Annotated in this window: 13 protein-coding genes and 1 tRNA gene; 6 read left to right on the forward strand and 8 right to left on the reverse strand. The window is 67.7% G+C overall.

Annotated features, from left to right (window positions below; translation table 11 throughout):
- Positions 1–483 precede the first annotated feature (483 nt).
- A complete protein-coding gene (locus tag ABD331_RS33885; RefSeq protein WP_344483850.1) occupies positions 484–1,704 on the forward strand; it encodes a M23 family metallopeptidase in 1,221 nt (406 codons plus the stop codon).
- Positions 1,705–1,803: 99 nt separating this feature from the next.
- Here ABD331_RS33885 and ABD331_RS33890 read toward each other — a convergent pair whose 3' ends face one another.
- Complete coding sequence (locus tag ABD331_RS33890; protein ID WP_344483853.1) at positions 1,804–2,601, reverse strand: hypothetical protein; 798 nt, start codon at positions 2,599–2,601, stop codon at positions 1,804–1,806.
- Positions 2,602–3,022: 421 nt separating this feature from the next.
- Between ABD331_RS33890 and ABD331_RS33895 the strand changes: the two genes are divergently transcribed.
- Positions 3,023–4,348: a hypothetical protein gene (locus tag ABD331_RS33895; protein ID WP_344483856.1), complete on the forward strand. Its 1,326-nt coding sequence runs from the start codon at positions 3,023–3,025 to the stop codon at positions 4,346–4,348.
- Between the two features lie 730 nt (positions 4,349–5,078).
- Positions 5,079–5,996, forward strand: a complete 918-nt coding sequence (locus tag ABD331_RS33900; RefSeq protein ID WP_344483859.1) for an LLM class flavin-dependent oxidoreductase — start codon at positions 5,079–5,081, stop codon at positions 5,994–5,996.
- 170 nt (positions 5,997–6,166) lie between these two features.
- Here the strand turns inward: ABD331_RS33900 and ABD331_RS33905 are convergent.
- From ABD331_RS33905 to galU, 7 genes are all read right to left on the reverse strand, one after another.
- Positions 6,167–6,240: transfer RNA gene (locus ABD331_RS33905), tRNA-Ala, on the reverse strand.
- Positions 6,241–6,289: 49 nt separating this feature from the next.
- Entirely contained in the window at positions 6,290–6,874 is a 585-nt protein-coding gene (gene sepX / locus ABD331_RS33910; RefSeq protein WP_344483862.1) for a divisome protein SepX/GlpR, read from the reverse strand.
- A 124-nt stretch (positions 6,875–6,998) separates the two neighbouring features.
- Positions 6,999–7,652: a GNAT family N-acetyltransferase gene (locus ABD331_RS33915; RefSeq protein ID WP_187415194.1), complete on the reverse strand. Its 654-nt coding sequence runs from the start codon at positions 7,650–7,652 to the stop codon at positions 6,999–7,001.
- Between the two features lie 58 nt (positions 7,653–7,710).
- A complete protein-coding gene (locus ABD331_RS33920) occupies positions 7,711–8,190 on the reverse strand; it encodes a MogA/MoaB family molybdenum cofactor biosynthesis protein (protein WP_344483865.1) in 480 nt (159 codons plus the stop codon).
- 33 nt (positions 8,191–8,223) lie between these two features.
- Positions 8,224–8,700: a cyclic pyranopterin monophosphate synthase MoaC gene (gene moaC / locus ABD331_RS33925; RefSeq protein WP_148443698.1), complete on the reverse strand. Its 477-nt coding sequence runs from the start codon at positions 8,698–8,700 to the stop codon at positions 8,224–8,226.
- Complete coding sequence (gene glp / locus ABD331_RS33930; protein WP_344483871.1) at positions 8,697–9,884, reverse strand: molybdotransferase-like divisome protein Glp; 1,188 nt, start codon at positions 9,882–9,884, stop codon at positions 8,697–8,699. Before glp ends, moaC begins: the two co-directional genes overlap by 4 nt.
- Complete coding sequence (gene galU, locus ABD331_RS33935) at positions 9,871–10,773, reverse strand: UTP--glucose-1-phosphate uridylyltransferase GalU (protein ID WP_344483874.1); 903 nt, start codon at positions 10,771–10,773, stop codon at positions 9,871–9,873. Before galU ends, glp begins: the two co-directional genes overlap by 14 nt.
- A 24-nt stretch (positions 10,774–10,797) precedes the next feature.
- Here galU and ABD331_RS33940 point away from each other — a divergent pair, with 24 nt between their 5' ends.
- The 3 genes from ABD331_RS33940 to ABD331_RS33950 all read left to right on the forward strand — a co-directional run bounded on the left by ABD331_RS33940 (position 10,798) and on the right by ABD331_RS33950 (position 13,277).
- Positions 10,798–11,367, forward strand: coding sequence for a 5-formyltetrahydrofolate cyclo-ligase (locus tag ABD331_RS33940; RefSeq protein ID WP_344483877.1), 570 nt, complete (start codon positions 10,798–10,800; stop codon positions 11,365–11,367).
- 24 nt (positions 11,368–11,391) lie between these two features.
- The gene (locus tag ABD331_RS33945; protein WP_344483880.1) at positions 11,392–12,897 is read left to right on the forward strand and encodes a potassium/proton antiporter; all 1,506 of its coding nucleotides are present in this window, start codon (positions 11,392–11,394) and stop codon (positions 12,895–12,897) included.
- A 71-nt stretch (positions 12,898–12,968) separates the two neighbouring features.
- Positions 12,969–13,277, forward strand: a complete 309-nt coding sequence (locus ABD331_RS33950) for an FmdB family zinc ribbon protein (RefSeq protein WP_344483882.1) — start codon at positions 12,969–12,971, stop codon at positions 13,275–13,277.
- Positions 13,278–14,106 lie beyond the last annotated feature (829 nt).

Below are 14,106 nucleotides of genomic sequence, written 5' to 3' on the forward strand. Positions count from 1 at the left end.
GATTCTCGACCAATGTCCTGGAAGCGCGGCCACCGAAGTCGTCATGAACTCTCGTGATGCCCAAACGCAGCAGGACGGAAAGGGCCCGACGCAAGCTTCTCCAGCACCGAGCCGCCCATCACCACAAGCCCCCAACAAGCATGGACCTCACCGCTCATCCCGTCCGAGCGGCCACCGAGGCACCGCCACCCGCGACCGGCACGCCCCACACCCCGATCGATGCACCAACGACGGCAGCCCCCTTCAACATACTGCCGATATACCGCCGCTCTTTATGGTCGCCCCGTGGAGAAGCCACAACACCCGGGCATTCATCGACCTCATGAATCGCATTTCCGCGTTTATCCGGCCGACAACCGAATGCTCGCCCTCTTGCCCCAGAGCCCAGGAGGAACAGTGTCTCGGTCCGCCCTCTTACGATCCGCCCTCACCACCACGCTCATAGCCGCATTCTGCATCGCCGCCACAACGAGCAGCCACGCCATGGCGGCCCCCGATCTCCAACTCCCCTTCCCCTGCAGCCAGCAGTGGCGCCTGGACACCTGGGCCCACGCCCCGGCACTGGACATGGTGAAGGAGCCCGACCAGCACGGCACCGAAGGAGCGACCCTCGTCGCCCCCTCCGCGGGAAAGGTGAACAAGTCGGTAAGACACGCCAACGCCGGCAACATGATCCAGATCAACCACGGCGGCGGCTACTTCACCACCTACATCCACCTGCAGTCCCGAAACGTCTCGGTCGGCGACACGGTGCAACGCGGAACGGTGATCGGCAAGGTCGGTAAGGACGGCGAAACCGCCAACGGCCACCCCCACCTGCACTTCGAACTCGGCTACGACTCCAACGGCGACGGCTCCGCCTCCTGGGGCTTCGAGGGCTCAGAGCGCATCAAACCCACCTTCAACGGCGTCACCTACGGCCAGTCGGACAACCGAACCTGGCGCAACGTCACCAGCCGCAACTGCGCCACCCCCACCCCCACGGGCCGCGCCTCGATCTACGGCGTACTCCCGGACGGCCGCCTCACCTACACCGCGATCGACGCGGCCACCGGCAAACGCACCCACGGCGCCGTCGTCTCCACCGCCACCCTCGGCTTCACCCCCAAAGCCCTAGCCACCCTCAACTTCAACACCCTGCTGGTCACCAAGAACGACTCCAGCGGCATGCTCTACCGCGTCGACATCCGCACCAACAACGACACCCTCGAATTCGAGCCCCCCGTCCAGCTCGGCACCGGCTACACCCACGACCACCTCGCCTACGACGGCAAGAGCCACCTCTACGGCATAGCCGACGGCACCCTACGCCGCTACACGATCACCGCCACCAAACCCGCACTCACCAACATCACCGACAACACCCTGATCGGCACCGGCTTCACTCTCAAAACCCTCACCACCACCGGCCCCGACTGGCTCCTCGGCACCACCACCGGCGGCCAGCTCATCTCCTACCGCATCAACGGCGCCGGCAACTGGCAACGCCACCAACTCCGCGACGCCACCTGGCAAGGCTTCGACCACCTCCTCTCCCCTGGCGCAGGCGTCTACTACGGCCACGCCGCCAACGGCTCCCTGCACCGCTACCACGACGCCGACCCCTACGACGGCCAGGACAACGACCTCACCGGCCCCAACACCGTCGACGCCACCGGCTGGTCCCAGACCCTCCTGTCCGCCCAGCCCGCCACCGTGACCTGAGCACACCTGAAAGAGGTACCTTCCGGCTCCGGCATCGTGCGGGGCCGGAGTCGCTCGTTCTGCGAAACAGGCCGCGCGCAAGCTGAGCGAGCGTCCGTGTCAGTGCTTCAGCTTGTCGAAGGCGATGGTCTGAGCGGCGGGCGGAGGCTTGATGGTGAGCCTCATGCCCCAGTCCGAGTAGCGGACGTCTTTGACGTAGCCGAACCAGCCCTGACCATCGCTGAGGCCCTTCAACTTGTCTCCTTCAGGTTCCCGCCATTTGGACCAGGCACGGCGCACGAGGCCGTCCTTGCCGATCCAGAGCCGCCAGTCGATTTCCCAGTCGGCGTGCTCATTCTTCACAGAGCCGTCGCGCAGCTCCGGCCTGACGTTCCATAGCTGACGGAACGAGATCGATCCTTCGTGGAGGGTCGTGGGCGTTCCGTCGTAGGTGTCGGAGGCCTTGGTGGTCTTCGTGGTCTCCAGGACGGCCGCGAGCACCTTCGGCTCGTCCAGACGCAGATGTCCCGTCTGCAGGCGCAGTACACAGGGGTATTTGAAGGTGACCCACTTCTTGCCGTTCGGCAGCTTGTCCGCCGGGTCGTAGTCCCAGATGCGTTTGCCGATACAGATGTCCCGAACGCCTGCCACTCCCAGTTGAAAGTCCCACAGATCGGTTGCCGCCACTTTGCCGTCACCGAATCCGACGACACCCTTCGTCGGTTTGAATCGCTCCCAGCCTGAGATCCGGCCCGAGTTGAACGTGTCGTATTCGGTGATCCGCACGCCGTATCCCTTGACCAACTGCCGTTGGATCGCCGCGACGGGGTCGCCGGCCGTGGCCGCGCCGACGGCGGGAGTTCCGTAGAGCGCTGACCCGATCACGCTGAGCGTCGCAACCGCCATCCATCGCCTCATCACGTGATGCTGCTCCTCCCGATGCGCCCGGTACGTCCGTCGACACGGGCCGAAGCGGCGATCTTCGCACGCGTCTGTCTCACCGCGATCACAAGGGCAGACGTGTATGCGGGCGTTGCGCAGCGTTGGCGCGAATCCGGTGCAGGGGGTTCGCCCCACCATCGAGGCAGATGCCGCAGCAGGCCGGGTGAGTGCCGCGTCACCCAGCCCCTGTCCGCCGCGCCCATGGTCGCCGTCACCAACGAGCTCATCCTGCTGGCCTGGCCGAATCCCACAGCCCTTCGCGCGCTCACACACCACCAACGCCATTCGAGCCAGAACCAGCCCGCCCCAACATGGTCGTGATCGTTTCCCGGCCGGGCGCTCCGCCCGACACCTGAGGTTGCGTGATTTGCGCAGATCGCCCTAGCCTCCATGGATCATGGATGCCGTGAAGCGGTCACTGGTAGCGATAGCGCTCATGGCCTGCGGTTGCTCCACCACCCAGCAGCCGGCCGAGCAGCAGAAGCCGACCGCGTCAGCGCAAGTGAAGCCGAAGCCGACCGCGGCCAGTCGTGTCCTGAGCCCGACACCAATCCATGAGAAGATCCGCAAGCTGAATTCCGGCCCCAGACTCAAAACGTTCCCGCTCATCCCGGCGAGACCCCGGGCGTGCGCACAGCCCGGATTGAAGACCGACCAGATGCGGTCCGTACCGGCGCGGCAATCGGGCTGGAAGCTGCTCTCCGTAGACCAGAAGATCAACGACATCATGGACGTGGACGTCGCCGCCGACGGCGCCGTGTGGGCACAGACGGTGAGGGTGGTCGACGATGACAACGAGAAGATCGACATCCGACGGTGGCACAAGGGCAGGTGGAGCACCTTCGAGCGGCCTCCGATCGGCCCCGACTCCGTCGACGCCATCTACGCGATAGCCGCCGAGTCGGCGCGGCGAACCTGGGTGTTCGGCACGACAGCTCCTCCGGGCGAGGACGACGTGGTGAGCCAGATGTTCATCGGCACCTTCGAACACGGACACTGGGACGATGCCGTTCTCACCGACGAAGACACCCGGGAGCTCGACTGGTCCACGGTCGGCGTCGCGAGCGGGTGGGCGAAAGCGGGCGACCTCGTGCTGCGCTGGAACGGCCAGGCCTGGCTACGACAGTCGGGCGAACCTCCGGGAGGCCAGCCGTTCGGCCAGGGTCACGACATGTGGGCACTCGACGGCACCGCCCGATCGGTCCTGCGCTGGCAGGGCACGGGATGGCAGCAGCTCAAGCTGCCCGAGCTGGGGACGCGCGCACTCGACAGCGTGCCGGAGCCATGGCTGACCAGCGTCGTCCCGTACGGCCGCGACGCCGCATGGGTGATCGGCAACGTCGGCTGGGACATGGACAACGAAGAACACGACGCCGAGGCGATCAGGGCCAGGCCGGTAGCAGTCCGCTGGAACGGCAGCTCGTGGACGTGCACATGGGGGCCGATGCACCGCACCTTCCGCGACGCGGCCCCGGACGGCAAGGGCGGGCTGTGGGTGATCGCCGACCAGGAGTACGAAACCAGTGAGCTCTGGCACCTGTCCGGCGGCCGATGGACGAAGGAGTTCCTCCCCGCCCCCGCCGGACAGAGCTTCTTCGTCCAAAAGCTGATCAAGCGCCCAGGCTCGGACGAGGTGTACGCCGCGGGCCACGTCACCGGAGACGACCTCGTTGACGGCTCACTCTCCGAAGATCACCGAGGCGCCCTCTGGCGCACGAATTAGGTCATGTGCGATATCGGCGCCAGAAACGCCGGTGGAACGCAAACGTACATTGACATGCCCAGGGAGGCGACTTGAGACCTCCACCAGCAGCCTGACATCACCCCGAGCCTCCCCAGCACCCGCCCGCTGAACCCGGACCGGGACGAAACCCCAAGCGGGCACTCAGAAGAGTCGTTGCCGGACACGCCCGTGGCGATCGAGCCGGTGTTCGCCGCCAGCGTGAACGTCCGCATCGTCGAGCACAGCCACCACCGACCGAGCAAGGCACCCGTGACGCATTCACCCCGGTCGGTCTGCAGCCCGCTGAGGGCGGCTCGGTCACCGTCGAGCCTGCCGGATACATGGGGGATCATGCGCGACGAGGTTCGCCCGCTGTCGGCGGCCACGGTGCTTGCCAGCGTTCACGAACTCTGCGGCTCCAGGATGCGCCGCAACTCCAGAGGACGCACCTGGCGACCTCGCCGTGTCGGCAATGCGGAACAACTCCTTGCCACCGAACGCCTCAACGTAAACCGGATCGCCTCCGCGGCACCGTCCACCATGAGGTGCGGAACAGCGGCGTATCGGTAGCGCTCGGGAACAGATGCCATCACAGTGATCCTTTCCCGCCGAAAACCGTAGAAGCTCAACCAAGGCTGAGGTCAACTCGACAATTCCGCAGTTGACCTCAACTCCGCTTGAGCTCCTAACGTGGGCCGCAATCCCGATCCGAACACTCAGGAAGATCACGATGCGAATCAGCACCACCTTGCCCATGACGCAGGCCGGCGCGCCTGACATCGCGATGGCGCGACACCTCGAGAACCTCGGCTATGACGCGGTCAGCATGCCCGACTTCATCATCGGCGATGGCACGCCAAGCTTCGACGCCACACTTGTCCTGGCAGCCGCCGCAACCGCGACCGACAAGATCGGACTGGAGTTCGGCGTGCTCAGCCTCCCACTGCGCCCCACGGCTTGGGTCGCTACGCAGATGCAGACCCTCCAGCATCTGTCAGGCAACAGAGTCGTCCTCGGCGTCGGAATCGGAGGTTTCCCGGGCTCACCGTTCTGGCGCGCGATCGGAGCACCGCTGCAGGGCAGAGGACGCTGGACCGATGCGGCGTTGCAAGCATTGCCTGGCCTCATCCGCGGCGAGGCCACCAAGCTGGGCGAGGAGGAGATCACACTCGCCCCCGCCGCCCCGGTCCCGCCCATCCTCATCGGCGGGAACTCCGAGGCGGCGATGCGCCGCGCCGTCCTCCATGGTGACGGCTGGGCGCCCTCTCTGATCAGCCCTGCGGCTCTGAGCAAGAAGGCGGCACGGCTACGTGAAATAGCCCATGAACTCGGACGCCCGATCCCGTCGATCTCCGTAGGAGGTCATGCGATCCTCGTCCACAACCCGGCCGCCATCGAATCCTTCACCCGCATCCTGGTGGACGTGCACCGCATGGCACCGGAGGAAGCCGCAGACATACCGGTCACCGGCGGCCCGGAGCAGGTGGCGGAACGCCTCCACGCCTATGCGGAGGCCGGAGCCGACATGGTAGGGCTCGGCCTCGACGGCGGAGACTGGACTCGTCAGGCAGAAACACTCGCAGAGGCCAGAGCACAGCTGAACCGTAGCCAGAATCAGGCGGGAACGTCTGCGCCCGGACAACCCTGATGGCGCTCCCCACCAGCCCACATCAGAGCACCTCGCCCCCACACCGCTCGCCGGCCGAAGCAGATGCCCCATGCCTTCCCCGAAGCAGAAACGACAAAATCCCGCCTGATCTCGACGATCAGACGGGATCCCGTCAACTTCAGTCGGGCCGTCTCAAGAACGGCCCTGGGTGGAGATGAGGGGATTCGAACCCCTGACCCCTTCGATGCGAACGAAGTGCGCTACCGGACTGCGCTACATCCCCAAGGACTCGTCCAGATTAGCAAACTTCCAGAGGTCCTCGCGCCACCAACTCAGTCCCCCACCGCCCGCTTGGGCGGTTCCGCGTACTGATCGAACAGCACGTCCGCATGCAACGTCGTCAGATCAATCACCTCAGCCTCCGCCTCAGCGGCGGCGCGCCGCTGCTCGCGCTGCCGCCGCAGGCGCTCAGCGCGCGCCTGGAGGACGCGTGCGCGCCGCTCCCCGTCCACCTGTACGGCGATGCGCAGGAACGCCATGTAGGCCAGCGTGATGACCACGGACGGCGCCACGCCCCACCACGGGATCACCTTCACGGCGGCGGTGACGACGGAGGCGATCACGAGGAGGGCGGTGAAGAAGAGCAGGCGCCGGCGGCGGGCGACGATGATGGCGCGGCGCCGGAAGCGGAACTGGCGGACGTCGACCTTCTCGATCTCCACCGGCGGCGTCTCGTCGTCCTCGTCGGAGTCGGGCGGGGCCAGGTTGTCGAGATCGGGGAGCTGGTGCTCGCCGGTGTAATACTCTTCGAGCTCGGCCAGCTCGGCGAGGTTCTGCTTGTCCTTGCGCAGCCACATCGGGATGAGGACGCAAAGCCACATCACGACGATGGCGAGGTAGAGGAGGACGCTGCTCACGACCACCTCCGGGCAGCATGAAGACGCGGATGTGCTCGTCGCGCCTTCAATATGCTCACGTCACGCACCGTAAGACCGCGTGTCACTGATTGACGAGCATTCGGTGCGGTGTGTCGCGAGATCGTCAAACCTCTTCGACGGGAGACCCCCCGTGAGCCGCTGACTCACGCGCGCGACGCCACTGCACGAGCAGCCCGCCGGGAACATCCTCAACGGTCAGCGCGTAGCAAATGTGATCGCGCCAGGCTCCGTCGATGTGAAGTTGGCGACGCCGAATGCCTTCTTCCCTGAATCCCAGCTTCTCAACCACTCTACGGCTGGCTTGGTTCTCGGGGCGGATGTTCGCTTCCAGCCGATGCAAACCAGTGGTGAAAAAGCAGTGGTCAACGGCCATGGCGAGCGCGGTGGGGGTGATCCCTTTGCCCGCCAGTGCCCCATCCACCCAGTAGCCGACCTGGGCAGAACGGGCGGAGCCCCACACAATGGCGCCCACGGTCAGCTGCCCCGCGAACCGCCCGTCGTACGTCACCACCCACGGCAGCGCCAGCCCCTGCCTCGCCTCGCGGCGCAGGGTGCCGACCATCGAGATGTACGGCCCGAGCCCCGTCCTGAACAGCGGCGTCTCAGGATTGCTCGGCTCCCACGGACGTAGCCAGTCGGCGTTGCGCAGCCGAGTCTCGCGCCACACGCGTACGTCGCTCAGCCGCAGCGGCCGGAGGCCTACCGGACCTTCGTTCAGGGTCACCGGCCAGCCACGAAGTCGATCCACATCTCTCATCATCCCCCTATCGGGCGCGATGTCGCCACGGATCAACGCGCCGCGATCGGATTCGCCGTCAGCGCGGGTGATCGCCTCCTCTGATCTGATCAACCGCATGGCGCAGAATCGGAGCCAGTACGGCCACGCCATCCCGTACGCCACCGGAGGAGCCGGGCAAATTAACGATCAAGGTGTTGCCCGCCTGCCCGGCCAGTCCGCGGGACAGTACGGAAGTCGGCACCTTTTCCCGATTCGCCAATCGGATGGCCTCCGCGATGCCGGGAATTTCCCGGGAAATTACCCGGGACGTCATCTCCGGCGTCAAATCCATGGGCGTCAGCCCGGTGCCGCCGGTGGTGACGATGACGTCGTAATCGTCCGCGATCCCGTCACGCAGCGTCGAGGCGACCGGCTCGCCGTCGGGCACCACCACGGGCCCGTCGACGACCTCGCAGCCGGCCTCCTGCCGGAGGAGATCGGCGAGCAGCGGCCCCGATTTATCCTCATAAATCCCCGCCGACGCCCGGTTCGACACCGTAATCACCAACGCCCGCACCGCACCCCGCCTCTCACTCAGCTCTGAAGGATCTCACGCCTGATCCCGCGTCCACCGCCCCGTCTTCCCTCCCAGCTTCTCCTCCACCCGCACGTCCGTGATCACCGCACCCGGATCCACCGCCTTGACCATGTCGATCAAGGCCAGAGCCGCCACCGAAACCGCGGTCAGCGCCTCCATCTCCACCCCGGTGCGATCCGCCGTCTTGACCCGGCACGTGATCCCCACGCCCCAGTCCTCGACGTCGAGCGTCACCTTCACCCCGTGCAACGCGATGGGATGGCACAGCGGAATCAGATCGGGCGTACGTTTCGCCCCCATGATCCCCGCGATCCGCGCCACCCCCAGCGCGTCGCCCTTGGGCACCTCCCCAGACCGCAGCAACGCCACGGTCTCGCCCGACAGCAGCACCCGCCCCGTGGCCGTGGCACTGCGGGCCGACACGTCCTTGGCCGACACGTCGACCATGCGTGCCGCCCCGGTCTCGTCGATGTGCGTCAGCTCACTCAAAGCCGCACCACCTCCACAACGGCCCCGGCCTCCATCTCGGTCACGTCCTCGGGCACCACGATGAGCGCGTTCGCCGAGGCCAGCGCGGCGAGCTGGTGTGATCCCTGCCCGTGCGCGGGCGAGACCGTGCCGTCGGCCGCCAGCATCCCGCGCAGGTACGACCGCCGCCCGAACGGCGACCGCAACGGCCCGGTGGTCCGCGCGGTGACCGTCTCCGGCATGCCTCCCGGCAGTCCGCGCATCTTGTCGAGCGCGGGCCGGACGAACAGCATGAACGACACGAAGGACGACACCGGATTGCCGGGAAGCGCGAAGATCGGCACCTGGTCGTCCCCGAGGACGCCGAATCCCTGCGGCATCCCCGGCTGCATCGCCACCTTCTCGAAGCGGACGGTGCCCAGCGGCGACAGCGCCTCCTTGACCGGCTCGTACGCCCCCATCGACACCCCGCCGCTGGTGATGATCGCGTCGGCGCGCACCAGGTGCGTGTCCAGCCGATCGAGCAGTACGCCCGGATCGTCCCCGACGGAGCCGGCGCGGAAGCCTTCGGCCCCCACCTCCCGCACGGCGGCCGTCAGCGTGTAGCTGTTGGAGTCCCAGATCTGGCCGGGTAGCAGGGTGCCGCCGGGCTCGACCAGCTCGGCGCCGGTGGAGATGACCACGACCCTGGGCCGTGGCCGCGCCCAGACGCGCCGCCGGCCCACCCCGGCGATGATCCCGAGCTGCGCGGGCCCGATCAGGGTGCCGGCCTTGAGCACGACCTCCCCGGTCTGCACGTCTTCACCGGCCCGCCGGATCGCGTGGCCCGGCTCGGCGCGGCGATCGATGCGTACGGAGACGGTGCCGCCGTCGGTCCACTCCACCGGCACCACCACGTCAGCCCCGGCAGGCAGCGGAGCGCCCGTCATGATGCGTACGGCATGCCCGGGCCCCACGGCCCGCAGCTCCACCGACCCGGCCGCCACGTCGTCGATCACCGGCAGTGTGACCGGAATCTCCGACAAGTCCTCGGCCCGGACCGCGTACCCGTCCATGGCCGAGTTGTCGAACGGCGGCAACGGCACCGGCGAGGACACGTCCTCGGCCAGCGTCGCCCCCAGAGTCTGCTCCAGCTCCAGCTCAAGAGGGGCCAGCGGACGAACAGTGGCCAGAATGTCGGCCAGATGCGCGTCAACTGATTTCATCAAGGAACTCCCGCAGCCACGGCACGAACTCCGGCGCCAGATCCTTGCGATCCGCCGCGAACTTCACCACAGTCCGCAAATAGTCCAGCTTGTCGCCCGTGTCGTAGCGCCGTCCCCTGAACAGGACGCCGTGCACAGGGCCACCCTCCTCGGAGCCGCGCGAGGCGAGCGTCCGCAGCGCGTCCGTGAGCTGGATCTCCCCGCCACGCCCCGGCGGGGTGTTCTCCAGCACCTCGAACACCGCCGGATCGATCACGTAACGCCCGATGATCGCCCAGTTGGACGGCGCCTCGTCGGCCGGCGGCTTCTCCACCAGGTCCGTGACGCGTACGACGTCCTCCTCGGCGGTCGCCTCGATGGTCGCGACGCCGTACAGCGAGACCTGCTCCTTGGGCACCTCCATCAGCGCGATCACGCTCCCCCCGAACGTGTCGCGCACCTCGATCATGCGGCGCAGCAGGTGGTCGCGCTGGTCGATGAGGTCGTCACCGAGCAGGCAGGCGAACGGATGATCACCGACGTGCTGCTTGGCGCAGAGCACCGCGTGGCCGAGCCCCTTCGGCTCGCCCTGGCGTACGTAATGCAGGGTCGCCAGGGAAGCGGGCTCGCGGACCTGGGAGAGCCGGTGCTCGTCGCCCTTGGCCTCAAGGGCCTCCTCCAGCTCGAACGCGCGGTCGAAATGGTCCTCGATCGAGCGTTTGTTCTTGCCGGTGACCATGAGGACGTCAAGGAGCCCAGCGGAGGCGGCCTCCTCGACGACATACTGGATCGCGGGCTTGTCGACGATGGGCAACATCTCCTTGGGTGTCGCCTTGGTCGCCGGGAGGAACCGGGTGCCCAGACCCGCGGCGGGCACGACGGCTTTCGTCACAGGGTCGAAGTCAGCCATGAGTAGACCCTAGTGGAGGGACCTGTGGACAAGCTGAACCTGCGCCGCGAGCTGATCGCGGCGCGTACCTCCCTCTCCCCCGGACAACTGCGTGCAAACGCCATCAAGGTCCGCGAAACCCTGCTCGAACAGCCCTGGGTCCAGATGGCCGGATTGGTGGCCTGCTACTGGTCAACGGGGTCGGAGCCGGAGACGCACGGGCTCGTGTTCGCTCTCTGGAAACATGGGGCCACAGTTATCCTCCCCGTGCTCCGTGAGGACGATGACCTGGATTGGGCGGTGTACGACGGGCCTGACACGCTGGCTCCGGGCCGCTTCGGGATCATGGAGCCGGTCGACACCCGCCGCGGCGTGGACGCCGTACGCACGGCCGCCCTGGTGATCGCGCCCGCACTGGCCGTCGACCGGCACACGGGCATCCGCCTGGGGCGCGGCGGCGGTTCGTACGATCGAGCCCTGGCCCGCGTCGGCCCGAACGTCCCCACCGTCGCGTTGCTGCACGACGGCGAACTGATCGACGAGGTCCCCGCTGAGCCGCACGACCGCCACGTCCGCTATGCGATGACGCCTTCCGGACTCACTAAACTCATGTGAACACAGGGACGGGAGAGGAGCCAGATGACGCTTGATCTCTGGCTCCTCATCGGCGCCGCGACCGTCATCGCGGCCATCGCGTCCGTACGTCTGGCGCATCGCACCGGTCTGCCCAGTCTGCTCATCTTTCTCGGCTTCGGGTTGGCTCTGGGGCCTTCTGGGTTCGGGATCCCGTTCGAGAGCCCGCAGCTCGCCCAGCAGATCGGCCTGTCGGCGCTCGCGGTGATCCTCGCCGAGGGCGGCCTGACCACGAACTGGTCCCATGTGCGGCGTTCCGTCCCGTTGGCCCTGGTGATGGCCACCGTGGGCGTGACGGTCAGCATTGTCGTGGTCGCGCTGCTCGTCCAGGGGCTGCTCGGCATCGACGGCACCACGGCGCTGATCCTCGGCGCGGTGCTCGCCTCCACCGACGCCGCGGCCGTCTTCTCCGTGCTGCGCAGGCTGCCGCTGCCGCCGCGGCTGGCGGGCGTGCTGGAGGCGGAGTCCGGCTTCAACGACGCGCCCACGGTCATCGCCGTGGTGCTGCTCAGCGGCACGTCCCACTCCCAGGCGACGCTCGGAACGTTCCTTCTCGAGACGTCCGTCGAGCTGATCATCGGCGCGGCCGTCGGCCTCGCCGTCGGCCCCACCGGCGCGTACGCCCTGCGCCGCGTCGCCCTGCCCGCCTCGGGTCTGTACCCGATCGCCGTGCTGGCGCTCACCTTCGTCTCGTACGGCGGCGCCGTCCTGCTGCACGGCTCCGGCTTCCTGGCCGTCTACCTGACGGCGCTCATCCTGGGCAACTCCCGCCTGCCGCACCGGGCCGCGACCAGGGGTTTCGCGGAAGGCGCCGCGTGGCTGGCGCAGATCGGCCTGTTCGTCATGCTCGGCATGCTGGCAGACGTGCAGGAGATGCCGTCGGCCATCGTCCCCGGCCTGATCACCGGCACGATCCTGGTCCTGCTGGCCCGCCCGCTCTCGGTCGTGGTCAGCTCGACGCTGGCCTGGCTCCTGCGCCTGGGCTGGACGAACTGGCGCGACCAGGCGTTCCTGTCGTGGGCCGGGCTGCGCGGCGCGATCCCGATCGTGCTGGCCACCATCCCCTGGGCGGCCGGCGTCGAGGGCTCCAAGGACCTCTTCAACCAGGTCTTCGTGATCGTCATCGTGTTCACCCTGCTCCAGGGGCCCACGCTGCCGTTCGTGGCGCGCGTGCTCGGGGTGTCCGCGCCCGGCGAGGCCCACGACCTCGCCGTCGAATCGGCCCCCCTTGAGGAGCTCAAGGCCGACCTCCTGCAGGTCAAAGTGCCGACCGGCTCCCGGCTGCACGGCGTGGAGATCTTCGAGCTCCGCCTGCCCGCCGGCGCCCAGGTCACGCTCGTCGTCCGCGACGGCAAATCCTTCGTCCCCGCCACCACCACCCGCATCCGCGCCGACGACCAGCTCCTGGTCGTCACCACCGCCTCCTGCCGCGATCAGGTCGAACGCCGCCTGCGCGCCGTCAGCCGCAGCGGCAAGCTGGCCGGATGGTACGGAGAGCGGGGGTTGGAATAGGTGTTTGACCCCATCGGTTACCATTAGCAGTCGCATCGCTCGAGTGCTAGAGCTTGTTTAAGGAGGAGCGCGTGCCGACGTACCAGTACGCCTGCAACGACTGCGGTGAGCAGCTCGAGGTCGTCCAGAAGTTCACCGACGATGCGTTGACGGTCTGCCCCAATTGCCAGGGCAACTTGCGGAAGGTCTTTTCCGCGGTCGGCATCGTGTTCAAGGGGTCCGGCTTCTACAAGACCGACAACCGTTCGTCCTCGTCGTCTTCCTCTTCTTCTTCGTCCTCTGCGAAGTCCGGGGAGAGCAAGTCGTCGGACTCCGGGTCGTCCAATTCGAGCTCTTCCAGCTCGGCTTCCACGCCTGCGCCCGCTGCCGCGTCCAACTGAAACCCCCGCACGGCTCCCCGACGCTGAGTGGAGCCGTGCGCCGATGGCGCGCCGCTGCTCACGGCATGCGGCGCCCAGCCAGCGCCTCGGGTCTTTCTTGACGGGGTACGCGCGTCCCACGCGGCGGTTCTCGATGCCGTCGCCACGAGGTCGCGTCATTTGAATGGCGTGGTCCATGTCGGACCGCGACGACGCCGGGCTTGTTGTGCGGTCCGTGCAGAGGCGTGGTCGCACGCCCGTCCAGCTCGTCCGGACCAAGAGCGCCCTGCCTCACCCTGCCTGGACCCGCCCCTCTGGTTGGCCGGCCTCATCGATCCAGAGCTGCCACGCACCCGCACGTTCAAATGACCCCATGCCGGGCGCCTGGGCGTGCAGCACACGAGCGCGCCCCCACGCGGCACACCCGCACGGCCAGCACCCCAACCTCCGCGCAGCCTTACCCCGGCACGCGCTCACCCCACGCTCCGCACGCTTCTCACCGCCAAGCCCCGCCGCGCAGCCTTACCCCCCACGCGCACGCGCTCTCACCCGAGTTCCGCACGCCTCTCACCCCCACGTCTCCCGCGCCGCCTTCCCCCACGCGCACGCGCTCTCACCCGAGTTCCGCACACCTCTCACCCCCACGCGTCCGCGCAGCCTTCCCCTGCGACCCGCCCCTCGCGCAGCCTTACCCCCCACGCGCACGCGCTCACCCAGCTCCGCACGCCTACCACCCCCACCCGTCCCGCGCAGCCTTCCCCCTGCACCCCGCCCTCGCGCAGCCTTGCGCCCGCACGACTCCACACCCCCACGCCAGCGGCTCCAGAGCCATGCAATCAGCCCCCGCGCG

It is taken from the genome of Nonomuraea monospora, from assembly GCF_039531895.1.
Classification (GTDB): Bacteria; Actinomycetota; Actinomycetes; order Streptosporangiales; family Streptosporangiaceae; genus Nonomuraea; species Nonomuraea monospora.

What these genes read in the sequence shown, in the direction of transcription:
- ABD331_RS33885 (WP_344483850.1), top strand. Translation starts at nt 484, where the DNA reads ATGGCGGCCCCCGATCTCCAACTCCCCTTCCCCTGCAGCCAGCAGTGG.
- ABD331_RS33890 (WP_344483853.1), bottom strand. Translation starts at nt 2,601, where the DNA reads ATGAGGCGATGGATGGCGGTTGCGACGCTCAGCGTGATCGGGTCAGCG.
- ABD331_RS33895 (WP_344483856.1), top strand. Translation starts at nt 3,023, where the DNA reads ATGGATGCCGTGAAGCGGTCACTGGTAGCGATAGCGCTCATGGCCTGC.
- ABD331_RS33900 (WP_344483859.1), top strand. Translation starts at nt 5,079, where the DNA reads ATGCGAATCAGCACCACCTTGCCCATGACGCAGGCCGGCGCGCCTGAC.
- ABD331_RS33915 (WP_187415194.1), bottom strand. Translation starts at nt 7,652, where the DNA reads ATGAGAGATGTGGATCGACTTCGTGGCTGGCCGGTGACCCTGAACGAA.
- glp (WP_344483871.1), bottom strand. Translation starts at nt 9,884, where the DNA reads ATGAAATCAGTTGACGCGCATCTGGCCGACATTCTGGCCACTGTTCGT.
- galU (WP_344483874.1), bottom strand. Translation starts at nt 10,773, where the DNA reads ATGGCTGACTTCGACCCTGTGACGAAAGCCGTCGTGCCCGCCGCGGGT.
- ABD331_RS33945 (WP_344483880.1), top strand. Translation starts at nt 11,392, where the DNA reads ATGACGCTTGATCTCTGGCTCCTCATCGGCGCCGCGACCGTCATCGCG.